The organism is Streptomyces sp. KM273126, assembly GCF_004337435.2.
Lineage (GTDB): Bacteria > Actinomycetota > Actinomycetes > Streptomycetales > Streptomycetaceae > Streptomyces > Streptomyces acidicola.
Genome location: NZ_SJXB02000002.1, coordinates 1,912,239 through 1,936,664 on the forward strand (window position 1 = coordinate 1,912,239; position 24,426 = coordinate 1,936,664).

Annotated in this window: 24 protein-coding genes and 1 pseudogene; 16 read left to right on the forward strand and 9 right to left on the reverse strand. The window is 71.0% G+C overall.

All coding sequences use genetic code 11. The features are described 5' to 3' along the window. Positions 1-8 precede the first annotated feature (8 nt). Together E0500_RS39100 and E0500_RS39105 are read left to right on the forward strand one after the other, a co-directional pair. On the forward strand, positions 9-581 hold the full coding sequence (locus E0500_RS39100; RefSeq protein ID WP_131563942.1) for a transglutaminase domain-containing protein: 573 nt from the start codon (positions 9-11) through the stop codon (positions 579-581). 8 nt (positions 582-589) lie between these two features. Next, on the forward strand, positions 590-1,288 hold the full coding sequence (locus E0500_RS39105) for a B3/4 domain-containing protein (protein WP_131563943.1): 699 nt from the start codon (positions 590-592) through the stop codon (positions 1,286-1,288). A gap of 94 nt (positions 1,289-1,382) precedes the next feature. On the opposite strand, the gene E0500_RS39110 is transcribed toward E0500_RS39105, so the two are convergent. Further along, on the reverse strand, positions 1,383-2,111 hold the full coding sequence (locus tag E0500_RS39110) for a 1-acyl-sn-glycerol-3-phosphate acyltransferase (protein ID WP_131563944.1): 729 nt from the start codon (positions 2,109-2,111) through the stop codon (positions 1,383-1,385). A gap of 369 nt (positions 2,112-2,480) precedes the next feature. On the opposite strand from E0500_RS39110, the gene E0500_RS39115 reads away from it, so the two are divergent. The 4 genes from E0500_RS39115 to E0500_RS39130 all read left to right on the forward strand — a co-directional run bounded on the left by E0500_RS39115 (position 2,481) and on the right by E0500_RS39130 (position 5,658). Further along, on the forward strand, positions 2,481-2,894 hold the full coding sequence (locus E0500_RS39115; protein ID WP_131563945.1) for a thioredoxin family protein: 414 nt from the start codon (positions 2,481-2,483) through the stop codon (positions 2,892-2,894). Positions 2,895-3,095: 201 nt separating this feature from the next. After that, entirely contained in the window at positions 3,096-3,605 is a 510-nt protein-coding gene (locus tag E0500_RS39120; protein ID WP_131563946.1) for a flavin reductase family protein, read from the forward strand. A gap of 217 nt (positions 3,606-3,822) precedes the next feature. Next, the gene (locus tag E0500_RS39125) at positions 3,823-4,608 is read left to right on the forward strand and encodes an electron transfer flavoprotein subunit beta/FixA family protein (protein ID WP_131563947.1); all 786 of its coding nucleotides are present in this window, start codon (positions 3,823-3,825) and stop codon (positions 4,606-4,608) included. Positions 4,609-4,695: 87 nt separating this feature from the next. After that, the gene (locus tag E0500_RS39130) at positions 4,696-5,658 is read left to right on the forward strand and encodes an electron transfer flavoprotein subunit alpha/FixB family protein (RefSeq protein WP_131563948.1); all 963 of its coding nucleotides are present in this window, start codon (positions 4,696-4,698) and stop codon (positions 5,656-5,658) included. A 94-nt stretch (positions 5,659-5,752) separates the two neighbouring features. On the opposite strand, the gene E0500_RS39135 is transcribed toward E0500_RS39130, so the two are convergent. After that, positions 5,753-6,658, reverse strand: a complete 906-nt coding sequence (locus E0500_RS39135; RefSeq protein WP_131563949.1) for an endonuclease/exonuclease/phosphatase family protein — start codon at positions 6,656-6,658, stop codon at positions 5,753-5,755. Between the two features lie 192 nt (positions 6,659-6,850). On the opposite strand from E0500_RS39135, the pseudogene E0500_RS39140 reads away from it, so the two are divergent. Both E0500_RS39140 and E0500_RS39145 read left to right on the forward strand, forming a co-directional pair. Next, a pseudogene (locus E0500_RS39140) lies at positions 6,851-8,160 on the forward strand (DUF6986 family protein). Positions 8,161-8,604: 444 nt separating this feature from the next. Continuing rightward, positions 8,605-9,228, forward strand: a complete 624-nt coding sequence (locus tag E0500_RS39145; RefSeq protein ID WP_131563951.1) for a hypothetical protein — start codon at positions 8,605-8,607, stop codon at positions 9,226-9,228. Between the two features lie 45 nt (positions 9,229-9,273). Here E0500_RS39145 and E0500_RS39150 read toward each other — a convergent pair whose 3' ends face one another. Next, on the reverse strand, positions 9,274-10,023 hold the full coding sequence (locus E0500_RS39150) for a hypothetical protein (RefSeq protein ID WP_131563952.1): 750 nt from the start codon (positions 10,021-10,023) through the stop codon (positions 9,274-9,276). Positions 10,024-10,030: 7 nt separating this feature from the next. Then, positions 10,031-11,122 carry a LacI family DNA-binding transcriptional regulator gene (locus E0500_RS39155; protein WP_131563953.1) on the reverse strand — a complete coding sequence of 364 codons (1,092 nt, stop codon included), beginning with the start codon at positions 11,120-11,122 and terminating at the stop codon, positions 10,031-10,033. A gap of 224 nt (positions 11,123-11,346) precedes the next feature. Between E0500_RS39155 and E0500_RS39160 the strand changes: the two genes are divergently transcribed. Then, complete coding sequence (locus E0500_RS39160; RefSeq protein ID WP_131563954.1) at positions 11,347-12,294, forward strand: ROK family protein; 948 nt, start codon at positions 11,347-11,349, stop codon at positions 12,292-12,294. A 460-nt stretch (positions 12,295-12,754) separates the two neighbouring features. Here E0500_RS39160 and E0500_RS39165 read toward each other — a convergent pair whose 3' ends face one another. Further along, a complete protein-coding gene (locus E0500_RS39165) occupies positions 12,755-14,776 on the reverse strand; it encodes an NPCBM/NEW2 domain-containing protein (RefSeq protein WP_181587370.1) in 2,022 nt (673 codons plus the stop codon). 301 nt (positions 14,777-15,077) lie between these two features. On the opposite strand from E0500_RS39165, the gene E0500_RS39170 reads away from it, so the two are divergent. The 3 genes from E0500_RS39170 (at position 15,078) to E0500_RS39180 (ending at position 17,477) form a co-directional block, all read left to right on the forward strand. Beyond that, positions 15,078-15,299 (forward strand): hypothetical protein, encoded by a 222-nt coding sequence (locus E0500_RS39170; RefSeq protein WP_399120789.1) that lies wholly within the window; start codon positions 15,078-15,080, stop codon positions 15,297-15,299. A 216-nt stretch (positions 15,300-15,515) separates the two neighbouring features. Then, a complete protein-coding gene (locus E0500_RS39175; protein ID WP_131566015.1) occupies positions 15,516-15,947 on the forward strand; it encodes a hypothetical protein in 432 nt (143 codons plus the stop codon). 495 nt (positions 15,948-16,442) lie between these two features. Continuing rightward, the gene (locus E0500_RS39180; protein ID WP_131566012.1) at positions 16,443-17,477 is read left to right on the forward strand and encodes an NUDIX hydrolase; all 1,035 of its coding nucleotides are present in this window, start codon (positions 16,443-16,445) and stop codon (positions 17,475-17,477) included. Positions 17,478-17,508: 31 nt separating this feature from the next. Here E0500_RS39180 and E0500_RS39185 read toward each other — a convergent pair whose 3' ends face one another. Beyond that, entirely contained in the window at positions 17,509-18,864 is a 1,356-nt protein-coding gene (locus E0500_RS39185; protein ID WP_131566010.1) for a dipeptidase, read from the reverse strand. A 174-nt stretch (positions 18,865-19,038) separates the two neighbouring features. Here E0500_RS39185 and E0500_RS39190 point away from each other — a divergent pair, with 174 nt between their 5' ends. Then, a complete protein-coding gene (locus E0500_RS39190) occupies positions 19,039-20,244 on the forward strand; it encodes a geranylgeranyl reductase family protein (RefSeq protein ID WP_131566007.1) in 1,206 nt (401 codons plus the stop codon). 24 nt (positions 20,245-20,268) lie between these two features. Here E0500_RS39190 and E0500_RS39195 read toward each other — a convergent pair whose 3' ends face one another. Then, positions 20,269-20,718 carry a nitroreductase family deazaflavin-dependent oxidoreductase gene (locus E0500_RS39195; RefSeq protein ID WP_131566004.1) on the reverse strand — a complete coding sequence of 150 codons (450 nt, stop codon included), beginning with the start codon at positions 20,716-20,718 and terminating at the stop codon, positions 20,269-20,271. A 214-nt stretch (positions 20,719-20,932) separates the two neighbouring features. Here E0500_RS39195 and E0500_RS39200 point away from each other — a divergent pair, with 214 nt between their 5' ends. Continuing rightward, positions 20,933-21,688, forward strand: coding sequence for a TetR/AcrR family transcriptional regulator (locus E0500_RS39200; RefSeq protein WP_131566001.1), 756 nt, complete (start codon positions 20,933-20,935; stop codon positions 21,686-21,688). On the opposite strand, the gene E0500_RS45225 is transcribed toward E0500_RS39200, so the two are convergent. Next, complete coding sequence (locus tag E0500_RS45225) at positions 21,643-21,960, reverse strand: BTAD domain-containing putative transcriptional regulator (RefSeq protein ID WP_131565999.1); 318 nt, start codon at positions 21,958-21,960, stop codon at positions 21,643-21,645. The genes E0500_RS39200 and E0500_RS45225 overlap by 46 nt on opposite strands. Positions 21,961-22,097: 137 nt before the next feature. Here E0500_RS45225 and E0500_RS39210 point away from each other — a divergent pair, with 137 nt between their 5' ends. Beyond that, entirely contained in the window at positions 22,098-23,381 is a 1,284-nt protein-coding gene (locus tag E0500_RS39210; RefSeq protein ID WP_131565997.1) for a sensor histidine kinase, read from the forward strand. Beyond that, positions 23,378-24,043, forward strand: a complete 666-nt coding sequence (locus tag E0500_RS39215; protein WP_131565994.1) for a response regulator transcription factor — start codon at positions 23,378-23,380, stop codon at positions 24,041-24,043. Before E0500_RS39210 ends, E0500_RS39215 begins: the two co-directional genes overlap by 4 nt. Here the strand turns inward: E0500_RS39215 and E0500_RS39220 are convergent. Next, positions 24,004-24,333 carry a DUF6332 family protein gene (locus E0500_RS39220; RefSeq protein WP_131566030.1) on the reverse strand — a complete coding sequence of 110 codons (330 nt, stop codon included), beginning with the start codon at positions 24,331-24,333 and terminating at the stop codon, positions 24,004-24,006. The two genes, E0500_RS39215 and E0500_RS39220, sit on opposite strands and share 40 nt — an antisense overlap. Between the last annotated feature and the right edge of the window lie 93 nt (positions 24,334-24,426).

Here is a 24,426-nt window from a genome sequence, read left to right on the forward strand (position 1 = left end):
CTATGGGTATGCAGCTGATCCAGGAAACGTCAGACCTGTCCGCATATCTGGCCGCTGACGACGTTATTGATCACCGTCACCCCCTCGTGCGTGAAGCGGCCGCACGGCTTGCTCGCGGGGCGGAGGATTCGTATTCCTATGCGCGATCCGCCTTCGAGTTCGTCCGGGATGCCATTCCGCACTCGCAGGACTCGGGGGACCTCCGCGTCACCTGGCGGGCCTCCGACGTTCTGGAGCAGGGCACGGGTATCTGCTACGCCAAGGCTCATGCGCTGGCCGCGCTGTTGCGGGCCGAGGACATCCCGACCGCGCTCTGCTACCAGAAGTTCGAGGAGGTGCACGGTCTGGTCGCCGTGCGCTTCAACGGCGCCTGGCACCGCCAGGACCCGCGGGGCAACAAGCCGGGGGTGGACGCGCAGTTCTCCCTCAAGGGTGAGCGGCTGGCCTTCGTGCCCGACCTGAAGTCCAATGAGATGGACTATCCGGTCCTGTACGCTAAACCGCATCCGGCGGTACTGAGTGTCCTCAAGGCCGCTCCCGACCGGCCATACCTCTGGAAGACGCTCCCCACCGCACTGTGAGGCAGGCGATGACTCTCACCCTGACCGTGTCCGACGACGTGCGCGCCCTCGCGCCCGGATTCACGCATGTGATGATCGAGGCGTACGGACTCGTGAACGGGCCCAGCACCGAGGAAAGCGCGGCGCTCCTCGACGACGCGGCCCGCCGGCTCGCCGTACGTCTGGACGGTCGCGCCCCGCACGAGGACCCGCACATGGCGGCCTGGCGCGAGGCGTACTCGGCCTTCGGCTCCAAGCCGTCGCGCACCCGCAACTCGGCCGAGGCGCTGGCCAAGCGAGCGCTGTCCGAGGCGGGCCTGCCCCGCATCAACCTGCTGGTCGACCTCTACAACGCGATCAGCGTGGCCCATCTGATCCCGGTGGGTGGGGAGGACCTCGACCACATCCAGGGCGGGATGAGCCTCGTCCGCGCCACGGGGCAGGAGGACTTCGTGACGGTCGCCGGCGGCGAGGAGGTCGTCGAGCACCCCGACGCCGGGGAGGTGGTGTGGCGCGACGAGACGGGCGTGACCTGCCGTCGCTGGAACTGGCGCCAGGGCCCGCGCACGCGGCTCACCGAGGAGACCACCTCGGCGCTCTTCCTGCTGGAGAGCCTGGCGTCGATGCCGGTAGCCGACGTGGAGGCGGCGGGTGCGGAACTCGCCGAACTGCTGGAGAAATTCGGCGCCGGGGCGCGTGTCACCGTCCATGAGCCGCGAACACTGTGACACGACCGTGCGCGGTGGCGGGCCCGCCACGGCCGCGGCGGTCACGAACTGACCGGCTCGGCTCCCCGCCGACGCAAGGGAACCCCTGGCGGCGTCAGCGGGCCTCGGCCGCGCGGACCTCTTCGGGCGTCGGGGCCGTACCGCCCAGGTGCGCGGGCATCCACCAGGTGTCGTCCGGGCCCTTGGGGCGTACGGGGTAGGCGCGCTGGGCGGCCTCCAGCAGCTCCTGGACGCGCTCCCGCACCTGCCGGGTGATGGCGCCCGCGTACTTGTCCTTGGAGGCCTCGATCGCCTCGCCGACGCGGATCGTGATCGGGGTGTGGCTGCGCTTGAAGTTGCGCGGGTGCCCCTTGGTCCACAGCCGCTGTGTGCCCCACAGCGCCACCGGCACGATGGGAACGCCCGCCTCCTGGGCCAGGCGGGCGGCACCCGACTTGAAGCTCTTCAGGGTGAAGGAGCGGGAGATGGTGGCCTCGGGGAAGATGCCCACGACCTCGCCGGACCTCAGCGAGTCCAGTGCGTGCGCGTACGCCGCCTCGCCCTGGTTGCGGTCCACGGGGATGTGCTTCATGTTGCGCATCAAAGGACCGGAGATCTTGTGCCGGAAGACCGACTCCTTCGCCATGAAGCGCACCAGGCGCTTCTGCGGCAGTGCGGCGAGGCCGTCGAAGATGAAGTCCAGATAGCTGATGTGATTGCTCACCAGCACGGCACCGCCCGACCGCGGGATGTTCTCCGAGCCTCTGCAGTCGATCTTCAGGTCCCACGCCTTGAACAGCGTGCGGGCGAGGCCGATGGCGGGACGGTAGACAAGCTCAGCCATGGGACGGAGTGGACCCTTCTCTCTGCCAGGGAAGGGACTCCCGGCGGGAAGTTACGCAGCCGTAGGTTTACGGCATCTCGCAGATGGTGCCCCAAGAAACGGCGGGGAACCAGCCCTGGTGACGGCGAACGGCGAGATCCTCGTCACGTCGCTCGACCGAACAGCTTCTGCCCTGCCCGCCTTCGCTTCGCACGTACCGTCACTCATCGGACGAACAGGGATATTTCGCACCGCAAACAGTACCCGAACACCGCGTTGGGAAGGCGGTGGCGAGCCGCCCCGGTCGCCGCGAGTGAATCAAGCCTTCCGCAGTGGAAACGCTTCCCGGAGTCGGGAATCTCCGCGGTCCCGTGAACGCTGAAGCGGGCGATGGCCGGACTGGTGGTGTCCGTCGTGGTGCTCACCGCGGCGAGGGGCCACGGAGTGCCGCAACGGCGGCGGAGCGGGAGAGGCGGGGTGCGTGTGCGGGACGGCGGCAAGCGGCTCGGCGCGGCGGAGCTGGGGGAGGGGCTCGGCGAACGGGCCACACTCGTCCAGTTCTCCAGCGCCTTCTGCGCGCCCTGCCGGGTCACCCGGCGGGTGCTCACCGAGGTCGCCGCGATGGTGCCCGGGGTCGCCCACGTGGAGATCGACGCCGAGCAGCACCTCGACCTCGTACGGCGCCTCGACATCCTCAAGACCCCCACCGTGCTCGTCCTCGACGCGGACGGCCACATCGTCCGGCGCGCCATTGGCCAGCCACGCACGGCGGACGTCATCGCGGCGCTCGGCGAGGCCGTGTGAGCCGTCGACGGTGTCCCGCCTCCCAGATGTAAGGGCGCACTTGACTGTAGGCGTCACCTATCGTCAGCCTGGCCGTATGCCCCCGGAACTCCTTCTCTTCGAGCGCGTCCACGTGGACCTCGCCCGAACAGCGAGCGCGCGCTGTCCGGGCTGTTGAGCAGCCACGGATCATCACGCCACCTCCTGCAGAAGGACAACTCCATGACCGCCGGCCCCAGTCTCGGCACCCATCGGCTCGCCTCCTCCGATCTGCTCCGCTCCGTCTTCCGGCGACACGCGGCCGGAGTCGCCGTGATCACGGCGCAGGACGGCGACACACCCGTCGGCTTCACCGCCACCTCGCTCACCTCGGTCTCCGCCGAGCCCCCGCTGCTCTCTTTCGGCGTCAGCACCGGAGCCTCCAGCTGGCCCGTGATCTCCCGGGCGGGCCACGTCGGGGTGCACATACTCGGCGAGCATCAGCAGCAGCTGGCCGCCACCTTCGCCCGCAGCGGCGCCGACCGCTTCGGCGCACCCACCGAATGGCGTACCGGAGCGGAAGGCGTTCCCGTGCTGGACGGCGTGCTCGCCTGGCTCGTCTGCCGCGTGGTGGCGCGGGTCCCCGCGGCGGACCACCGCATCGTCCTCGCCGAGGTCGTTCTCGGTGATCCGTCGGGCGCCGGCCGGCCGCTGCTCTATCACCAGGGCCGTTTCAACGGTCTGCGCGACTGACGTTCCCCGCGGATGCCCGCCTGATTACGCAGCGTTGTCAAGGTCACAGTTCAAAGCGCTTGCTTAGGGGGAAGGACTGGGGGAACGTAGAGGTGCGTACTGGTGAGTAATATTTTGGTCGGAGCGCGGGCCGCCCCGACCGGGACCTGCCGCTTCAGGCGCCTATGCTGCCTGCAAGAAGGCAGCCCGGAAATGACGATGCAGTAGGAGAGCCGGCGTGAGCTTGAGGATCGTTGTCACTGTGAAGTACGTGCCCGACGCCACTGGCGACCGGCACTTCGCCGATGACTTGACCGTCGACCGTGACGACGTGGACGGTCTGCTCTCGGAGCTCGACGAGTACGCGGTCGAGCAGGCGCTGCAGATCGCCGACGAGGCCGATGACGCGGAGATCACCGTGCTCACCATCGGCCCCGAGGACGCCAAGGACGCGCTCCGCAAGGCGCTGTCCATGGGCGCCGACAAGGCCATCCACGTCGAGGACGACGACCTGCACGGCACCGACGCCATCGGCACCTCCCTGGTCCTGGCCAAGGCGATCGAGAAGGCCGGCTACGACCTGGTGATCTCCGGTATGGCGTCCACCGACGGCACCATGGGTGTCGTACCGGCCCTGGTCGCCGAGCGCCTGGGCGTGCCGCAGGTGACCCTGCTGTCGGAGGTCTCCGTCGAGGACGGCGTTGTGAAGGGCCGCCGTGACGGCGACACCGCCAGCGAGCAGCTGGAGGCCTCGCTTCCCGCGGTCGTGTCGGTCACCGACCAGTCGGGCGAGGCGCGTTACCCGTCCTTCAAGGGCATCATGGCGGCCAAGAAGAAGCCGGTCACCTCCTGGGACCTGGACGACCTGGACATCGAGGCCGGGGAGGTCGGTCTGGAGGGCGCCTACACGGTCGTCGACTCCGCGACCGAGCGCCCGGCGCGCACCGCCGGCACGATCGTCAAGGACGAGGGCGAGGGCGGCAAGCAGCTCGCTGCCTTTCTCGCGGAGCGCAAATTCATTTGATGCAGCCTCGCGGGCCAGAAGTTCATCTGACAGCCCGGCAGTCGCTTACCGCCCCGCACACTTCGCAAGCAGGAGAGAAGAAGTCCCATGGCTGAAGTCCTCGTCTACGTCGACCACGTGGACGGCGCCGTCCGCAAGCCCACCCTGGAGCTGCTGACCCTGGCCCGCCGCATCGGCGAGCCGGTCGCCGTCGCCCTCGGCGCGGGTGCCGCCGACACCGCCGCCACGCTCGCCGAGCACGGCGCGGCCCGGGTCCTCACCCACGACGCCGCCGAGTACGCCGACTACCTCGTCGTCCCGAAGGTGGACGCCCTCCAGGCCGCCTGCGAGGCCGTCTCCCCGGCCGCCGTCCTGGTGCCGTCCTCCGCCGAGGGCAAGGAGATCGCCGCCCGCCTGGCGCTGCGCATCGGCTCGGGCATCATCACCGACGCCGTCGACCTGGAGGCGTCCGACGAGGGTCCGGTGGCCACGCAGTCCGTGTTCGCCGCGTCGTTCACCACCAAGTCCCGTATCGCCAAGGGCACCCCGGTCATCACCGTCAAGCCCAACAGCGCGGCCGTGGAGGCCGCCCCGGCCGCGGGTGCCGTCGAGGCCCTCGCCGTGTCCTTCTCGGAGAAGGCCACCGGCACGAAGATCACCGGCCGTACGCCGCGTGAGTCGACCGGGCGTCCGGAGCTGACCGAGGCCGCGATCGTGGTCTCCGGCGGCCGCGGCGTGGGCGGTGCGGAGAACTTCGCGATCGTCGAGGCCCTGGCCGACTCCCTCGGCGCGGCCGTGGGCGCCTCGCGCGCCGCGGTGGACGCCGGCTGGTACCCGCACTCCAGCCAGGTCGGCCAGACCGGCAAGAGCGTGTCCCCGCAGCTGTACATCGCCTCCGGCATCTCCGGCGCGATCCAGCACCGCGCCGGTATGCAGACCTCGAAGACGATCGTGGCGATCAACAAGGACGCCGAGGCCCCGATCTTCGACCTGGTCGACTACGGCGTCGTCGGCGACCTCTTCGACGTCGTCCCGCAGCTCACCGAGGAGGTCAAGGCCCGCAAGGGCTGAGCGACTCCGGTTCTGCCTTCTGGTGTACGAGGCTCCCGTGACCGTCCGGACATCCGGACGGCCACGGGAGCCTCTGCGCGTTCCGTGCCGCCGCTCAGCCCAGGGTGAGCGAGGCCTGCACGGGCAGATGGTCGCTCGGGTACTGGCCGTTCAGGGTGAAGGTGTTCATGGCCGCCCAGTGCGTGGTCACTCCGGGGGTACTGAGGATCCAGTCGATGCGCCTGCCGCCGGGCTTCAGCTTCCGATAGCCGTGGTACGTCCCGTACCCCGGGCTCCGCGCCCCCGCGGCGTCCCACGTGTCCACGAGCCCGGCGTCCAGCATCAGGTCGTACACGCGGTTGCGGTGGGCCGCGACGTTGAAGTCGCCGGTCACGATCACCGGTAAGCCGCGGTCGAACCCGGCGATCGTCTCGCCTATCAGCTGAGCGGAGCGCTCGCGCGCGTACTGGCTCACGCTGTCCAGATGGGTGTTGAGGACGTAGAACTCCCGGCCCCCGTCACTCAGATCGCTGAAACGGACCCATGTCACCATGCGCAGCCAGTCCGCCCCCCAGGTGTTCGAGGCGATCACGTACGGAGTGCCCGACAGCCAGAAGTGGTCGAACTCGATCGGCTCCAGGCGTCTGGTGTCGTAGAAGATCGCCATGAACTCGTCCTTGCTACCGCCCCCGCGTCCGGTGCCTATCCAGTCGTAGTGTCCGCCGAGGTCCTTCTCGATCATGCGCAGTTGCTGGTAGAGCCCCTCCTGGGTGCCGATGACATGGGGGCGCTCGCGGCGCAGCAGCTCCCGCATCACCGGGCGGCGCACGGACCAGCGTGGTGTGCTGTCGACGACGGTCGCGAAGCGCACGTTGAACGTCATGACGTTCAGCGCTCCCGCATGTTCGCCGGCCGCGGCGGGCAGTGTGGATCCCGCCGTGGTGAGCAGTGGCACGGCGATGGCGGCGGCCGCCGCGGTCCGCAGACCCTGGCGGCGCGTCACTCGTGCGTCGTTCGGCACGCGATCTCCTCCCCTTGGGAGTCAGGATGAAGGGTGTGTACAGCAATACGAAAGAAGCGGGCGCGACTGCTGTGATCATGGCGGATCGCACACCGGAGGGTGCCGGAAAGGTGTTGACCGGCTGGAAGCACGCCGGATAGCTTCGCCATACGGATTGCTGATTCCGTGAAGTGGAATACAGGAGGCTGTGGCATGGGGCAGGGCCGACACGAACACGTGGCGACGAGTCTCGCGAGTGCCGTCAGCGAGGAGATCGGCGCCTCCCTCGCCCCGGTCGACGCCGAGCTGGCGCGCCACTACCCCGGCGACCCCGGCACCCGCCAGCCCGTCCACACCGTCTACGTTCCCGGAGACCTGTTCGCCGCGGACACGATTCGCTCCTGGGGCGACCGGGCCCTCGCCGCCCTCGACGAACACGCCCCGGACGCCGCCGCCTTCGCGACCGTACTCGGCCTCGCCGACGATCTGGCCGAGCCGGTCCACGACCGCGTCCGCGCCAAGCTGGAGCGCGAACCCATCGAGGACCTGCGCGTCGACTTCGAGGACGGCTACGGCTCGCGCCCCGACGCCGAGGAGGACGAGACGGCGGCCCGCGCGGCCCGCCTGATCGCGCAGGCGTACGCGAACTGCACGGCGGCCCCGTACATGGGCATCCGCATGAAGTGCATGGAGGCGCCCGTCCGCGACCGCGGCATCCGCACGCTCGACATCTTCCTCACCGGCCTGCTGGAGGCCGGTGAACTGCCCGACGGTCTCGTCCTCACCCTGCCGAAGGTGACGTACGCCGAGCAGGTCACCGCCATGGTGCGGCTGCTGGAGGCCTTCGAGAAGGCATGCGCTGTCGCGCCCGGCCGGATCGGCTTCGAGATCCAGATCGAGACCAGCCAGTCCATCCTCGCCACCGACGGCACCGCGACCGTGGCCCGCATGATCCAGGCCGCAGAGGGCCGCGCCACCGGACTGCACTACGGCACCTTCGACTACAGCGCCGGCCTCGGCGTCTCGGCCGCATACCAGGCCAGCGACCACCCGGCCGCCGACCACGCCAAGGCGATCATGCAGGTCGCGGCGGCGGGCACGGGCGTCCGTGTCTGCGACGGCTCCACCAACGTGCTGCCCGTCGGCCCGAGCGAGAAGGTCCACGCCGCCTGGCGGCTGCACTACGGCCTCACCCGCCGGGCGCTCGCCCGCGCCTACTACCAGGGCTGGGACATGCACCCCGGCCACCTCCCCACCCGGTACGCCGCCGTGTTCGCCTTCTACCGCGAGGGCTTCGAGCAGGCCGCCGAGCGCCTGGCCCGGTATGCCAACCGCGCCGGCGGAGACGTGATGGACGAGCCGGCGACGGCCAAGGCGCTCAGCGGCTACCTGCTGCGCGGTCTGGACTGCGGCGCGCTGGACGGCGACGAGGTGGCCAGGGCGACCGACGGTCTGACCCGGGCCGACCTGGAGCACTTCGCGACACCCGGCGTGCGGACCTGACGGTCTCCGGCACGTCCTGAGCGTCCCCGGCGCCTGGCGGGCCTGTCACAGTCGTCGTCGCGGCCCACGCGGTCACCGTTGCCCGTAGGCTCAGCGAATCGGATTAGCAGTTCGTAGCGATCCTGTGGCAGTCTGTCACGCGCCCGCCCGGCGCCCAGGCGACGTCGGGCACCCTCCTCGGTCGGGGCTGCGTCTTGGCCGACCAGCGTCCGGAGGGACATGCCACGCGGGCTGACCGGTCCTGCCGTTCAGCACCAGGGCATGAAGGGGATTGGCTCACATCCTGTGCCACGCTGAGGACGTCCTGCGCGAGCGCGGCCCGCTCGACCCGCGCGAGGCGGCCTCGATCGGCGCGGCCGGGGCCAGGTGACCCCTCTTGGGCGGCCACCGCCTCCACGCCCGTCGCCCCCGCGCCCGGGCGCCGCAAGGGCCGTGCCCTCCTCGCCGCCGCGGCCGTCACGGTCGTGCTCGCCGCGACCGGTGTCACCGTGGCCCTCCTGAACGGCTCGGACGGCTCCGAGACCGGCGCCAGGTCGTCGACGGACCGGAGCAGCAGCGCGACTCCCACCGAACACGGCGAGCCAGGGTTGTTCCCAGACCCCTCCCAGGACCTCGACAAGCACACCGAGCAAGGCAGCAAGAAGCCCCCGACCCCCGACGCGAAGCCGAGCCGGCAGACCGAGGCGGCGCCGGAGGCGTCCGCCTCCAAGCCCGCCGACAGCGGCACCACGGGCGGCGGCTCGGGTGACGTGGGCGGTTCGAACGGCGGCGGCACGACCGGCGGCGGGCAGGAACCGAGTCCCGCACCCGTCTGCGACGCGATCGGCGGTGGCAAGTACAACTGCCAGGTGTGGACCACCGCCGAGTCGTACACCGCCTCCGGCACCGCGGCGGGCGTCCTCAACCAGGGCACCAACTACTTCTACTGCCAGCAGAACCTGGGCCGCCGCGAGACCTACGGCGAGTGGACCAACGTGTGGTGGGCCAAGACGTACGACGACAGCGGCAACGCGAGCGTCTTCGTCAGCGACGTCTACATCAAGGGCGGCGACAACAACGAGCCGGTGCCGGGCCTCCCGGTCTGTTGACCCTGCCCCTGCCTCTGGCCCGCACCGCACACCGCACGCACCGACTCACCTCACGTACGGCTCCAGCCCGGAGGCGACCACCAGCTTCTCCTCGGCGAACAGCCGTGTGCCCCGGGCGCACAGCCGCCGGTCGAAGCGGGCACGGGCGCAGAACTCCTCGGGAGTGTCGCCGAACAGCTCCCTCAACCGCGGTGTCGAGACGAGGAGTTCGGTGAGCAGGGAGTGCTGGTCCCGATGCCGGCGCGGAGCACGGTTCCCGTCGTGCAGGACGCCACGGCGGTTGACGTACACGTACGCGCCCGGGAGAGGCCGCCCGCAGTCGAGCTCGGGCTCCACCCGTACGTCGCTCGACGGCAGCCAGGCGCGGCCGTACGCCCCCGTGGGCGAGGCGACCCCCTCGCTCGCGTCGACGACCGCGAGCTGCTTGGCGTCGAGCCAGGTCAGGAACAACTCCCGTACGGTTCCTCGGGCCTTGAACGGCGACGCCGACACGTACCCCATGAGGCTCACATGCCCCGACACCCCGACATCCAGGCCGGTGACGCGCGCCTTGACCATGGGGATGGGCGAGGTGACGCCGGACTCGGCCATCTTGTGACGGAGTTGCCCCGGGCAGGCGTTCGAGCCGACTGCGAGCACCGGGACACGGCCCTCGTAGGTGTCGTGCCCGTCCAGCGGCAGCATCCGGTCGCCCGCGAGGAGCCCGGACTCCTCCGGCCACCTGCCCGGATAGCTCAGTGGTTCGTCGCGCGGAGCCACGGCCAGGCCGAGCTCCTCCAGTGTGCGTCCCTGCATGCGCGGCTCATTTCGCCGGGGGCAGCTCGCCCGAGCCGCGGGTGATCAGCCGGGTCGGCAGTTTGGTGCGTTCCGGGGTGACGAGGGTGCCGTCCAGCTGGCTGAAGAGGCGCTCGGCGGCGGTGCGCCCCAGCTGGGCCGCGTCCTGGGCGACCACCGTGACGCCCGGTTGGAGCAGGTCGGCCAGCTCGAAGTCGTCGAAGCCGACGAGGGCGACCGGACGGGAGCGCTCGGCGAGGACCCGCACGACGGTGACCGTCACCCGGTTGTTGCCCGCGAAGATCGCCGTGACCGGCTCGGGGCCGGACAGCATGTCCTCGGCCGCCCGGCGCACCCGCTGCGGATCCGTGACACCCAGGGACGTCCAGGAGTCCGTCACCGGTATACCGGCGTCCGCCATGGCCGTGCGGTAGCCGCGCAGACGTTCGGCGGCCGTGTGGATGCGGGGCATGTCGCCGATGAAGCCGATCCGGCGGTGGCCGTGCGCTATGAGGTGGGCGACGCCGTCACGGGCACCGCCGAAGTTGTCCGAGAGCACCACGTCGGCGTCGATCCGCCCCGCTGGACGGTCCACGAACACCGTGGCGACACCTGCCCTGAGCTCCGGTTCCAGATAGCGGTGGTCGTCGCCGGCGGGAATGACCACGAGCCCGTCCACGCGGCGGGCGCACAGCGCGAGCACCAGCTCCTGTTCGCGGTCCGGGTCCTCCGCGCTGGAGCCGTTGATCAGCAGGGCGCCGTGGGCGCGCGCCACCTCCTCGACCGCGCGGCTCAGCGGGCCGTAGAAGGGGTCCGCGAGGTCCTCCAGAACCAGGCCGATACTGGCGGTACGGCCCTTGCGCAGCACCCGCGCGCTGTCGTTGCGCCGGAACCCCAGGGCCTCGATCGCCTCCTGCACCCGGCGCTCGGTGTCCGCGGTGACCCCCGGCTCACCGTTGACGACGCGCGAGACCGTCTTCAGCCCCACTCCGGCACGTGCGGCCACGTCCTTCATGGTCGGACGGTTGCCGTAGCGAGTTGCGGAGTTGCGGTCTGCGCGGCGCTCTCCTCGGGGTGCGGCGGTCTCGGCCACGATGCGGTGTCCTGTCCTGTTGTCCATGGTGCTGCGTCGGTCCGTGTGGCTGCAGTCGGTCCATGGGGTTGTATGAGGATGTGGCGTCGAGCATAGAGCCTGGACAACGTTGTCAGATCCGAGGGACACTGTCCACCGCGCTCTCCGGCCCGCGCCCCTTCCCGGGGCGCGTCGCGCTGCCGCCCCCGGCCGGGGAACCCGGTACGTCCCGGTCCGACGGGCACGACACAGCAGCGGGAGAACTGACACTGATGCACACCGACCTCGTGGCCGCGCTCGACATCGGCGGCACCAAGATCGCCGGAGCGCTGGTGGACGGCCAGGGCGGGATCCTGGTGCGCGCCCAGCGTGCGACGCCCGCGCAGGAGGACGGCGACACCGTGATGGGGGCCGTCGAAGAGGTGCTCGGCGAGTTGACGGCCTCTCCGCTGTGGAGCAGGGCGCGGGCACTCGGTATCGGCAGTGCGGGTCCCGTGGACGCCTCCGCGGGCACGGTGAGTCCCGTGAACGTGCCCGGCTGGCGCGGATACCCGCTGGTCGAGCGAGTACGCGCGGCCACGGGCGACCTGCCCGTCGAGCTGATCGGTGACGGCGTGGCCATCACGGCCGCCGAACACTGGCAGGGCGCGGCCCGCGGCCACGACAACGCGCTGTGCATGGTCGTGTCGACGGGGGTCGGCGGCGGACTCGTCCTGAACGGGCAACTCCACCCGGGACCCACCGGCAACGCGGGTCACATCGGCCACATCAGCGTCGATATCGACGGTGACCCCTGCCCGTGTGGCTCGCGTGGCTGTGTGGAGCGCATCGCGAGCGGGCCCAACATCGCCCGTCGCGCCCTGGAGAACGGGTGGCAGCCGGGTCCTGACGGCGACGCCTCGGCCGCCGCGGTGGCCGCGGCAGCGCGGGCCGGCGACGCGGTGGCCCTGGCCTCCTTCGAACGGGCCGCCCAGGCCCTGGCGGCAGGTATCGCGGCCACCGCGACGCTCGTCGAGATCGACATCGCGGTGATCGGCGGGGGAGTGGGGAAGGCGGGGGACGTCCTGTTCGCCCCGCTGCGCGCGGCACTCAAGGACTACGCCACGCTGTCGTTCGTCCAGCGGCTGATGGTGACGCCCGCGCAGATGGGTACGGACGCGGGCCTGGTCGGCTCGGCCGCCGCGGCGCTGGCCCGGAGGCCGAGCGTCACGTCGGCGTGAGGGGTGGGGGCCGTTGGGCGGGTGGCGGTCCGGTGCTCGTGGGCCAGACCGTACGAGCCGACGAACGCCCCCGCCGCCCCTTCCCCCATCCCAGAGGCTCCGCCCCTTCGACCCCGCCGAGAGGGCTGTGCCTCCTGGACCCCTTCTTCGGGGCTCCGCCCCGGACCCCGTTCGGGGGGTCGGCCCTCGGACCCTCGCTCCTCAAACGCCGGAGGGCCTGGAATGTGCGGGCGGCGCCGGGTTCTGCCAGCTGGGCTGGGCTCGGGCCCCGGCCGGGGCTGTGACCTTCCAGCTGAGGCCGGGATCTTCCAGTTGGGGATTTTCAGCCGAGGCCAGGCACCACCAGCCCGTCCGGCGTTTGAGGACGAGGCCGTTCAGGCCGACAAGCGGGGGTCTGGGTGCGCAGCCCTCAGGGAAGGGAAGGGAACGGGTAGGGGCGGCGGGGGCGATGGACCCTCCGTCAGCAACTCAGCTGCGCATCCCCCCAGTCCCCGTGGTCCGAGGTGATGCCGTCGCCGCCGTCCGTGACGACGAGCGAGACCATCCGGGCGCCGCTCACATCGGCTGAAATCCGCTGCGCGGCCTGGGCGTTGGTCATGGTCCCCGTGGACGCGACCGTCGTACCGTCCGCCTGGATCTCGAACGCCACGGACCCGTCGGCACCCTCCTCGTCATCGACACCCACCTGGGCCGTGACCGTGTCACAGGCACTCCCCGTGTAGTACTCGACGGCGCTCGGCGCGTGGACACCGAGACCCTTCGCGTACACGGTTCCGTTGACGGTGAGCGGGTTGCCGTCGCCCGCCGCGCTCTCGCCGTTGCTGGTGTCGCGCTCGACGGGTCCCCAGCCGTTGGTCGTCGACAGCCACGGCAGATCGCTCAGGTACGACGTGCCCGAGGGCGGCGCCACGACCACGGAGAACCGCACGGGCACCACGTTCTCGGCCCGTACCCCGGTCGGTGACCGGTACGTCGCTTTGAGGGTCAGGTCGTACGACCCCGTGGTCGTGCCCTCCGGCGCGGTCACCTTCCACGACGTACGCAGGGAGCGTCCCGTCGGCAGTGCGCCCGCGGTGGTGGGCGAGGTCGCCCGCACCGCCCACCCCGTCGGCCCGGACAGCGCGACCAGGACGCCCTTCGCCGGAGAGCGGCCGAGGCCGGTGACCGTGGTCGTGAGCCCGGTCGGCTTGCCTGCCTCGATCAACGCGCCGCCTTGCAGGCCGAGTTCGACGGCCGGAGGATGCGCGGCCCACCTGTCGTCGGCCCGGACACGGAACAGGACGGTGCCGTGCGCGGGGACGGTCGCCGAGATGGTGCCCGCGGTGTTGTAGCTCTTGTGCTGCCACAGATCACGCAGGGTGTACGCGTCGGCCTCGGGAAGGCCGACGGCTCCGGCCGTCGTCGAGATCCGCTGTGCGCTGCCCGTCTCGTTGAAGAGGGCCACGGCCCGGCTGCCGTCCTTCATCTCCTTGGCGACGACCCAGCGACCGCCCTCGGACGACACGACGGTGCCCTGCTTGCCCAGCGGGTCCTGGTCCACCGCGATGACCTCCCGGTTGCCCAGGATGTCGAAGGTCTCGTCGGAGGCCGACCGCAGATCGGAGCCGATCAGCAGCGGTGCCGCCATGATCGACCACATCGAGAAGTGTGTGCGGTACTCGGTGTCCGTCATCCCGCCGTTGCCGACCTCCAGCATGTCCGGGTCGTTCCAGTGCCCGGGTCCGGCATACGGCGCGAGCGGCAGGTTCTTCTTCAGGATCGACAGCATCGCCCCCCAGTTGTCGCTGATGTCGCCCGTCGTGCGCCACAGCTGTCCGACTTCCGCGGCCCACTCCCAGGGCTCGTTCTGGCCCCACTCGCAGATGCTGTAGACGATGGGGCGCCCCGTGGCTCGCAGCGCGTCGCGCATGGTCGTGTAGCGCAGCTTGGCGTCCACGCCCTGGTTGTTGCAGTTGTCGTACTTGAGGTAGTCGACGCCCCAGTCCGCGAACTGTTGTGCGTCGCTGTACTCGTGGCCCAGCGCGCCCGGGAACCCGACGTTGCTGCACGTCTTCGTGCCCGCGCTGGTGTAGATGCCGAACTTGAGGCCCTTGGAGTGCACGTAGTCCGCGACCGCCTTGATCCCGTTCGGGAAGCGTACGGGGTCGGGCACCAGCTTGCCGTCCGCGTCCCGCTGCGGCAGTGCCCAGCAGTCGTCCAGGTTGACGTACTCGTACCCGGCGTCCTTGAGCCCCTTCTCGACGAACAGGTCCGCGATGCCCTTGACCATGGCCTCGTTGAACTCCGCCCGGCAGTGCGTGGAGTTCCAGTTGTTGAACCCCATCGGCGGGGTGAGGGCGAGGCCGTCGTCCAGGGTGGGGGCGGTCGGTTGTACGGCGGGGGTGGCCGCGGCCGGTACGGAGAGTCCGGCGAGGCCCAGCAGCCCCGCGGTGAACGCTCCGACCAGTCTTCGACGAGTTGTGCGGGTGGGAAGGTGACGCATTGTTACGCTCCTTCGTCCTCGCGAAAGATGGGAGGTCTTCATGTTCGCGTCATCTGTGCGGGCTTACGGTAGGGCGTGTGAAAGCCGGGTGGAAGGAGCGGGGAGGGAGCGGCTGGGCTGACAAGGGGCGGACAGGTCATCGGATGTCACGGTGAGGTCTGGCCAGTGGTGGGCACCTGATGAACGCATTGCCCGCCGGTGCGCGGGCGTGTTCGCGGCACGCCGGGCAGGTGACACCCTCGCGATGGATGCGTGACTACCGGCCGGTTTCGCAGTTGAACGGGGCATGAAGAAGCGCAGCATGCTTGCCATTGCCTCCCTGGCCACCGGTTTCGTCGTCGCGGCCATCACGCCGTCCCACGGTCTCGACGCCGGCTCTCTCGGCAACCTGGACGTGGACGACACCCACAGCACCCTCGACCGGACTATCGCAGGCGAGGCCCCGACCGTCGGTGGGAACACGCTGGGACAGGGGGAGCAGGGTGGCCACGGAGGCGGAGGCAGCACCAGCCGTAACCGCTGACCCGACGGCATGAGCTGTCGATGAACGATCACGGAGCAGGCCGGTCCGAGGAGGGCTTCGTGGACGTCGGCCCTCGTCCGGTGCCCGGGCCCCGGACGAGGGCCACGCGCTGTGACGGCGCACTGCGACAGCACGGACCCGGATGAGGAAACGGCAGCTCCACGCCCGTCTCGAAGATTGCTGGGAGCGATCCGGATATCGGGGAACCCGGAGACCATGAACGAGCCGAATCTCCCACCCCACGGTGAGGCCCTGGACATCCACCTCGGCCTCCTGCGCATGAGCATGACCTCCGAGGAGTACGAGCTCCTGCTGGGCATGGTCGAGCCGGTGCTGAGGGCGCTCGACTCGGAGGACGCCGGGCCGGACGGCCCGGACCTGGACGACGAACCCGCCGCCGACATCTCACAGGCGGTCCGTGACGAGGCCGCCCTGGTCATCGCCACCGCTGTCACGGGGCGCGTCGACAACGAACTCATCCAGATCGAGATCGAGGGCGGCGAGCCCGTCCGGGTCGTCACCGATCCCGACACGGCGGCCGACCCGGAACGGCGCAAGGACATCGCGGACTGCATCCGCGCCCGCTACCGGGAGGACGAGGAACTGCGCGGCATCGCCGAGGCGAGCGGTATCCCCACGGACCTGTGACCCCACGGACCTGTGACGCCACGGACCTGTGACCCCACGGACCTGTGACGCCACGGACCTGTGATCCCACGGACCTGTGACGCCACGGACCTGTGATCCCACGGACCTGTGGTCCCACGGACCTGTGACCGAACGCCGTCCGATGCCACCACCGCCCTGGTTGGGCTGGAGTAGGCACGGCGCGGGGGTCTGGCACCCCCCCGGCTCGGCCCGGTAGCCGTTTCGCCGCCGTCGGCCGAATGCTCCGGCCCCCCGGAACTGATCCTGACAGCGGATTTTCCGTCCACCGCCGCTGTTTCCCACCGAGACCCCGGCTGGTTGTCCTGATCCAGCGATGCCCGTGAGACAGGAGGGACCCCCAGGGGCCGCATTCGCGCCGGTGCAGGCGGGTAGCGGTCCCGCTGGGCGTCGTGTGTGCGGCGCTTCAAAACCGGCTGGTTTCCGTGGCGGGCTGAAGCGGGCAAGCCTCAGGGGGCCAACAGAAGAGGGGGAACCGTGATCGTCTGGATCAACGGTGCGTTCGGTGCGGGGAAGACAACCACCGCACGGGAACTGATCGAGCTGATCCCGAACAGCACGCTCTTCGACCCCGAGGTCATCGGCGGCGCACTCACACACCTGCTGCCGGCCAAGCGCCTCGCCGAGGTCGGCGACTTCCAGGATCTGTCGAGCTGGCGACGGCTCGTGGTGGACACCGCGGCCGCGCTGCTCGCCGAGCTCGGCGGAACCCTCGTGGTCCCCATGACCCTGCTGCGCCAGGACTACCGCGACGAGATATTCGGCGGCCTCGCCTCGCGCCGGATTCCGGTGCTGCACGTCCTGCTCGCCCCGGCCGAAACGATCCTGCGCGAGCGAATAGCCGGCCGGGAGATCCCCCCGGACCTCCCCGACGGCGAGATGCGGGTCCGGCAGTGGGCATACGACCACATCGAGCCGTACCACGCGGCCCTCGGCTCCTGGCTCACCGCCGACGCCCACCTCGTCGACACCAGTGCCCAGACCCCGTACGAGACGGCCCGGCACATCGCCGAGGCCGTCCGCACCGGAGACGTACCCGCGTGCGACATCGTGCAGACCCCCGAGCCCACCGCCGAGACCCTCGCCGCGGGCGTCCTCCTGTTCGACGAGCAGGATCGGGTCCTGCTCGTCGATCCCACGTACAAGGCGGGCTGGGAGTTCCCCGGGGGCGTCGTCGAAACCGGCGAGGCGCCCGCGCGGGCGGGCATGCGGGAGGTCGCGGAAGAGACCGGCATACGGCTCGACGACGTACCCAGGCTGCTGGTCGTGGACTGGGAGCCGCCCGCGCCCCCGGGATACGGAGGACTGCGTCTGCTGTACGACGGCGGGCGCCTCACCGAGAAGGACCAGCGGCCCGTCCTTCCTGGGCCCGAACTGCGCGGCTGGCGCTTCGTCACCGAGGAGGAGGCCGCCGACCTGCTTCCGCCCGTGCGCTACGAGCGGCTGCGGTGGGCGCTGCGGGCGCGGGAACGCGGCGCCGCGTTCTACCTGGAGGCGGGCGTACCCGTGTGACCGCGGTCCGCCTGCCCTCCCGTCAACGCGCCTAGTGCGCCGCGTAGTTGCGCAGGAACAGCGCCTCCGCCACCGAGAGGCGCTCCAACTCCTCGGGGGACACACTCTCGTTGACCGCGTGGATCTGCGCCTCCGGCTCGCTCAGGCCGATCAGGAGGATCTCGGCGTCGGGGTAGAGGGCGGCGAGAGTGTTGCACAGCGGGATCGAGCCGCCCTGGCCCGCGTACTGCATCTCCTGGCCCGGGTAGGCGACGGCCATCGCGGCGGCCATCGCCTCGTACGCCGGGCTGGAGGTGTCCGCGCGGAACGCCTGCCCCTGGCCGATCTGCTCGCAGTCCACCCGCGCGCCCCACGGGGTGTGCGCCTCCAGGTGGGCCTGGAGCAGCTTGGTCGCCCCGGCCGCGTCCACGCCCGGCGGGACCCGCAGGCTGATCAGTGCGCGGGCGCTCGCCTGCACGGACGGGGTCGCGCCCACCACCGGCGGGCAGTCGATGCCGAGCACGGTGACGGCCGGGCGCGCCCAGATACGGTCGGCGACCGTTCCCGAGCCGATCAGCTCCACGCCGTCGAGCACCTTGGCGTCCTGGCGGAACTGCTCGTCCTCGTACCGCAGGCCGTCCCACTGCGCGTCGGCCGTGAGCCCGTCGACCGTCGTCGAGCCGTCCTCGGCGCGCAGCGAGTCCAGGACGCGGATCAGCGCGGCGAGCGCGTCGGGGGCCGCGCCGCCGAACTGCCCCGAGTGCAGGTTGCCTTCCAGGGTGTCGATCCGGACGCGCACCATGGTCATGCCGCGCAGTGTCGAGGTGACCGTGGGCAGGCCGACCCGGAAGTTGCCGGCGTCGCCGATGACGATCGTGTCCGCGGCGAGCAGCTCCGGGTGCTGCTCGGCGTACCGCTCCAGCCCGCCCGTGCCCTGCTCCTCCGAACCCTCGGCTATCACCTTGACGTGGACGGGGACACCGCCGTTCGCCTTCAGGGCCCGGAGCGCGAGCAGGTGCATGATCACGCCGCCCTTGCAGTCGGCCGCGCCGCGCCCGTACCAGCGGCCGTCCCGCTCCGTCAGCTCGAACGGCGGGCTGATCCAGGCGGTCTCGTCCAGCGGCGGCTGCACGTCGTAATGGGCGTACAGGAGGACCGTCTTCGCGCCCTCGGGCCCCGGCAGATACCCGTACACCGACTGCGTGCCGTCGGGGGTGTCGAGCAGCGCGACGTCCCTGAAGCCCTCGGCGCGCAGCGCGTCCGCCACCCAGGTCGCGGCCCCCTCGCTCTCGCTCTTCGGGAACTGTGCGAAGTCCGCCACCGACTTGAAGGCCACCAGCTCGGTCAGTTCCTGCCGTGCGCGCGGCATCAGCGAGGCGACGGTCTCGGCAACCGGATTCGACGACATGGGCACGCTCCTGGTGGGTGCGACGTTGTGCTTCTGGGTACGCAGCTGCGTATGCGCGGACCTGTGTAGGGCGCACGCGCCTGCCGATACTCCCACAGTGGCCTGCGGGGATGCCCGCCGTAGGATGCGGGGGTCAGAAGCGGCAGGCGGTTGGATCGGGAGCAGTAGGCCATCGTGAGCAGCGAGAACTCTTCGGCGGACGACGTGCAGCGGGTGTGGGACGTCGTCGTGGTGGGCGCGGGACCCGCGGGGGCCTCGGCCGCCTACGCGGCGGCGGTCGCGGGACGGCGCGTCCTGTTGCTGGAGAAGGCGGAGCTGCCCCGCTACAAGACGTGCGGCGGCGGCATCATCGGACCCTCGCGCGATGCTCTGCCGCCCGGCTTCGAGCTGCCGTTCAGGGACCGGGTGCACGCGGTCACGTTCACGCTGGACGGCCGCTTCTCGCGTACGCGCCGGTCCAAGCAGATGCTGTTCGGGCTGATCAACCGGTCCGAGTTCGACCAGCAACTCGTCGAGCACGCGCAGAAGGCGGGCGCGGAGCTGCGTACGGGCGTCACCGTCTCCCGGGTCGAGCAACACGGGTCGGCCGTGCCGGACCGGCGCACGGTCGCCGTCGTCCTGCAGGGTGGCGAGACGCTGCTCGCGCGGGCCGTGGTGGGCGCGGACGGCAGCGCCAGCCGCATAGGAGCGCATGTCGGGGTGAAGCTCGACCAGGTCGATCTCGGTCTGGAGGCGGAGATTCCGGTGCCGGAGACCGTCGCCGAGGACTGGAAGGGGCGGGTTCTCATCGACTGGGGCCCGATGCCCGGCAGTTACGGGTGGGTCTTCCCCAAGGGCGACACGCTGACGGTGGGGGTCATCTCCGCGCGGGGTGAAGGTGCCGCCACGAAGCGGTACCTGGAGGACTTCATCGGGCGGCTCGGGCTCGCCGGTTTCGAACCGAGCATCTCCTCGGGACACCTGACGCGCTGTCGTGCCGACGACTCGCCGCTGTCGCGCGGGCGGGTGCTGGTGTGCGGGGACGCGGCGGGGCTGCTGGAGCCGTGGACCCGCGAGGGCATCTCGTTCGCGCTGCGGTCGGGGCGGCTCGCGGGGGAGTGGGCGGTGCGGATCGCGGAGGCGCACGACGCCGTGGACACCCGGCGCCAGGCCCTGAACTACGCGTTCGCGATCAAGGCGGGGCTCGGCGTCGAGATGAGCGTCGGCAAGCGGCTGCTGACGGCCTTCCAGCGCCGCCCCGGTCTCTTCCACGCGGCCCTCACCGGCTTCCGTCCCGCCTGGAAGGCCTTCAAGGACATCACGAGCGGGTCGACCTCACTGGGCGAGATCGTCCGCAGCCATCCGGTGGCCCAGCGCGCCCTGACCGCGCTCGACCGCTGAACGAACGGGTGGCTTCGGCGTCGGTCACGGCTTGACGGTGATCCGGAAGACGGGGTGGTCGGGGGCGATCCGGCGCAGCTCCGCGTCGGGCGAGTCGGGGCCGACGCCGTTGAAGAACGCGCCCACCTCGGCCTTCCACCTCTTCAGGTAGGCCCGCAGCAGCGGAACCTTGTCGTCGTCGCCGACCTCGGTCGCGGTGAACACGTCCACGTTCTTCCCGAGCCGCAGTTCGCCCCCGCCGGCGGCCCGCATGTTGTGCGTCCACTGGACGTGGCCGCGCGGCGCGACGAGGTACTGCACGCCGTCCACGGTCAGCAGGTTGACGGGGGTGGTGCGCCACTGCCCGCTCTTGCGGCCGCGGACGGCGAGCACTCGGGAGCCCCAGACACTGACGCCGCGGCCGGTCAGCCAGGCGATGACGCGGTTGAGGACGTTGACGGTGAACCAGTCGGGCTTCTTGACATACGTGGACATGGCGAACCTCCTGAGGGTGGCGGGGCTGCGTGAGCGTTGCTCTTGAGTGAGAGCACTGCTCTCGCAAGAGGCAGTGTGCACGAGATCGGCGATCCAAAGCAAGATCACTGCTCTCGATTTTGTGCGGTGCTCTGAACGGAGGGCGGGCGATCTCTTTGCGGAGCACTGCTCGCGATTGTGTGCACCGCTCTGAATACATGGCACACTGCCCCGCATGAGCACCACACAAGGAGCCCACGCCGCCACACAAGGAGCCCGTGCCCGCGCCCGGATCGAAGTCACCGCCGCCATCAAGGAAGAGGCGCGCAGACAGCTCGCCGCGCAGGGGGCGTCCAAGCTCTCGCTGCGCGCCGTCGCCCGCGAGCTCGGTATGGCCTCCTCCGCCCTCTACCGCTACTTCCCCAGCCGCGACGACCTGCTCACCGCGCTCATCATCGACGCCTACGACTCCCTCGGCCAGGCCGCCGAGACCGCGGACGCCCAGGTCACCGGGGCGGCGCCGGCCGAGCGCTGGATCGCCGTGTGCGCGGCGGTGCGCGACTGGGCCCTGGCGCATCCACACGAGTACGCGCTGATCTACGGATCGCCCGTGCCCGGCTACTCCGCGCCCGCCACCACCGTGCCCGCGGCCTCACGGGTCGGACAACTGCTCGCCGGGATCGTGCGGGACGCGCACCACGGTAAGGGCGTGGCCCAGTGGAAGCTGCCCGCCGAGGTCGTGCCGGAGGCGGAGCGGATGGCCGCCGAGCTCGCTCCCGATCTGCCGCCCGCCGTGGTCGCGGTGCTCGTCTCGGCCTGGGCGCAGCTGTTCGGGCTGGTCAACTTCGAGGTGTTCGGGCAGTTCCACCGCGTCGTCGAGGAACGGGAGGCCTTCTTCCGGCACGCCGCGGCCCGACTCGCCCACCACGTCGGGCTGGTGTTCCCTCAGCCGACCGGCACGGGCGGCGGTGCCATCAAGGCCGGGTCCTGACGGAGGATCCGCGCGTGGAGTGAGCACAGCGCCGGCCCCGGGTCGGCGCCCAGCGCCTCCATCAGCCGCTGCCGCAGCTCCTCGTACGCCATCAGCGCGTCCACGCCGCGGCCGGTCCGGTACAGCGCGAGCATCAGCAGCTCGACGGGCCGTTCTCGCAGGGGGAGCGCGGCGACGAGGCGGCTCTCATCCGGGTCGTCCTGCTGCCGGTGACGATGCGTCTCGCGGGTCGCGCGAACTGGTGGGCGCCGCGTCCGCTGCGCCGGCTGCACGAGCGGTTCGGGATCAGCGAAGGGGCGGGGAAGACGCCCGTGGAGTCGTCCGCGGAGGGCGTACTTCGCCGGGAGTACGTGTGATCACCTCGCTCGGGTGACGCTGCGGGCGGTGCGCGGCGTCTAGCGTGGCCGTCATGGAAGAGCAGGGCGCGCACACGTCCCCGGCGTGGGGCGGACCGCCGCGGCGAGGGAGGCCGGGGGGTCCGCCGTGGTGGCCGGGGCATCCTCCGTGGCGGACGGGGCCGGACGAGGACGTGGGTCCCCGGTGGCCGTGGCGCTCCACGCTGCTGCTCACGGTCTTCGTGCTGGTCGGCTCGAACGCCGCTGCCCGGTTCCAGGAGGGCGAGCACGCGTCCCTCGACTCGTTCGGGCGCGTGCTCCTGTTCCTCGGCTCGGGCATGCTGCTGTGGCGGCAGCGGTACCCGGTGCTCGTCGCCTTCGGGACGGCTGCCACCGCCACGGTCTATCTGGGTGCCGGGTATCCGTACGGCCCGGTGTTCCTCACGGTCGCCCTGGGCTGCTTCAGCGCGATCGTCACCGGGCACCGCAAGGCCGCCTGGTCGGCGGTCGGCATGTTCTGGGCGGGACACGTGCTGGTGGCGCACTGGCTGTACCAGTGGCTGCCGCCGGCCGGGGACCACGCGGCCGACTGGGGGCAGGAGGTGCCCGTCACCGCCTGGATCATCGCGATCGTCGCGGTCTCCGAACTGGCCCGGGTACGCCGCGAGCAGTGGGCCCGCGAACGCGCCGAGCGCGCCCAGGCGGCCCGGCGGCGCGCCGACGAGGAGCGGTTGCGGATCGCCCAGGAGCTGCATGACGTCCTCGCGCACAGCATCTCGGTGATCAATGTGCAGGCGGGCGTCGGCCTCGCGCTCCTCGACTCCGACCCCGAGCAGGCCCGCACCGCGCTCACCACCATCAAGGCGGCCAGCAAGGAGGCCCTCGGCGAGGTCCGCCAAGTGCTCGACACGCTGCGGACGCCGGGTGTCGCCCCGCGCGCCCCCGCACCAGGGCTCGACCGATTGCCCGAGCTCGTCCAGCAGGCGGCCGACGCGGGCCTCACGGTGGAGGTCGACGGCGAGGCGCCCCCACTCCCGCCCGGCGCCGGCCTCGCCGCGTTCCGCATCGTGCAGGAGGCCCTCACCAACGTCGTACGGCACTCGGGGTCGCGGCACGCGCGCGTGCGCCTCGGACCGGCGGCCGGGGCGCTGCGGTTGCGGATCGACGACGACGGGCCCGCGACCGGCGCGGACGCCGGCGGCAGCGGCAACGGACTGGCCGGGATGCGGGAGCGGGCCGCCGCCCTGGGTGGCACGATCGAGGCGGGGCCGCGCGCCGACGGCGGATTCCGGGTACTCGCCGTACTGCCGCTGAAGACGCCGCCCGCCCAGTACCACGAGGCCAAGGAGGGCCGGTGATCCGCGTACTGCTCGCCGACGACCAGTCCCTGGTCCGCGCAGGCTTCAAGGCGCTCCTCGACGCGCAGCCCGACATCGAGGTGGCCGGGGAGGTCGCCGACGGCGAGGCGGCGTTGCGCGAGGTGCGCGAACTGCGGCCCGATGTCGTCCTGATGGACATCCGGATGCCGGTCCTCGACGGGCTGGCCGCGACCCGCCGTATCACCGAGAATCAGGGCCTGAAGGACGTCAAGGTGGTCATGCTGACCACGTTCGAACTCGACGAGTACGTCTTCGAGGCCATCCGCTCCGGCGCGTCGGGCTTCCTGGTGAAGGACACCGAGCCGGAGGAACTGCTGCGTGCGGTACGGGCCGTGGTCGAGGGCGACGCGCTGCTCTCGCCGGGGGTGACCCGCCGGCTGATCTCGGAGTTCGCGGCCCGCTCCAAGGAGCCCGCGGCAGCCGCGTCGCTCGGCGGACTCACCGAGCGGGAACGGGAGGTGATGGCCCTCGTCGGCATCGGCCTGTCGAACGAGGAGATCGCCCGCCGTCTCGTCGTCAGCCCGCTGACCGCCAAGACCCATGTGAGCCGCACGATGGTGAAGCTGGGCGCCCGCGACCGGGCCCAACTGGTCGTGCTGGCCTACGAGTCCGGGTTGGTGCGCCCGGGCTGGCTGGGCTGAGGACCTGGCGTACCGGGCGAGGAGCGCGGCACCACCACCGGACTGGCGCCCCGGCGGAAGCGCAGCAGCACGCTCACCACACGGGCGACGAAGAGCGGGGCGGCCAGTGCCAGACCGAAGAGAACGAGCATTCGTTCCACGCCGGGCGGCAGCGCGAAGAGCAGCGCTGGACCCGCCACAACCCCGAACACCACGGCCGCCGCGAACGCCGCACTGAACAGCGCGTACCCGATCTCCACGGTGATCGCGTCCCGCTCGGCCTGCGTCCGGCGCCCCTGCCCCACGTACATCATGCGTTCTCGCCCCCCGTTCGTCTCCGCGCGCCGTATGAAACCGTATGAAGCCGTATGGAACAAGTGTGTGCCGGGCGGGGGCATGGCAGC

Bases quoted from the DNA above. Each gene is read 5' to 3' on its own strand.
- E0500_RS39115 (WP_131563945.1), top strand. From the start codon at position 2,481: ATGGCCGGACTGGTGGTGTCCGTCGTGGTGCTCACCGCGGCGAGGGGC.
- E0500_RS39100 (WP_131563942.1), top strand. From the start codon at position 9: ATGCAGCTGATCCAGGAAACGTCAGACCTGTCCGCATATCTGGCCGCT.
- E0500_RS39170 (WP_399120789.1), top strand. From the start codon at position 15,078: ATGCTTGCCATTGCCTCCCTGGCCACCGGTTTCGTCGTCGCGGCCATC.
- E0500_RS39120 (WP_131563946.1), top strand. From the start codon at position 3,096: ATGACCGCCGGCCCCAGTCTCGGCACCCATCGGCTCGCCTCCTCCGAT.
- E0500_RS39150 (WP_131563952.1), bottom strand. From the start codon at position 10,023: ATGCAGGGACGCACACTGGAGGAGCTCGGCCTGGCCGTGGCTCCGCGC.
- E0500_RS39160 (WP_131563954.1), top strand. From the start codon at position 11,347: ATGCACACCGACCTCGTGGCCGCGCTCGACATCGGCGGCACCAAGATC.
- E0500_RS39195 (WP_131566004.1), bottom strand. From the start codon at position 20,718: ATGTCCACGTATGTCAAGAAGCCCGACTGGTTCACCGTCAACGTCCTC.
- E0500_RS39175 (WP_131566015.1), top strand. From the start codon at position 15,516: ATGAACGAGCCGAATCTCCCACCCCACGGTGAGGCCCTGGACATCCAC.
- E0500_RS39105 (WP_131563943.1), top strand. From the start codon at position 590: ATGACTCTCACCCTGACCGTGTCCGACGACGTGCGCGCCCTCGCGCCC.
- E0500_RS39185 (WP_131566010.1), bottom strand. From the start codon at position 18,864: ATGTCGTCGAATCCGGTTGCCGAGACCGTCGCCTCGCTGATGCCGCGC.
- E0500_RS39210 (WP_131565997.1), top strand. From the start codon at position 22,098: ATGGAAGAGCAGGGCGCGCACACGTCCCCGGCGTGGGGCGGACCGCCG.
- E0500_RS39165 (WP_181587370.1), bottom strand. From the start codon at position 14,776: ATGCGTCACCTTCCCACCCGCACAACTCGTCGAAGACTGGTCGGAGCG.
- E0500_RS39155 (WP_131563953.1), bottom strand. From the start codon at position 11,122: ATGGACAACAGGACAGGACACCGCATCGTGGCCGAGACCGCCGCACCC.
- E0500_RS39130 (WP_131563948.1), top strand. From the start codon at position 4,696: ATGGCTGAAGTCCTCGTCTACGTCGACCACGTGGACGGCGCCGTCCGC.
- E0500_RS39200 (WP_131566001.1), top strand. From the start codon at position 20,933: ATGAGCACCACACAAGGAGCCCACGCCGCCACACAAGGAGCCCGTGCC.
- E0500_RS39110 (WP_131563944.1), bottom strand. From the start codon at position 2,111: ATGGCTGAGCTTGTCTACCGTCCCGCCATCGGCCTCGCCCGCACGCTG.
- E0500_RS39220 (WP_131566030.1), bottom strand. From the start codon at position 24,333: ATGTACGTGGGGCAGGGGCGCCGGACGCAGGCCGAGCGGGACGCGATC.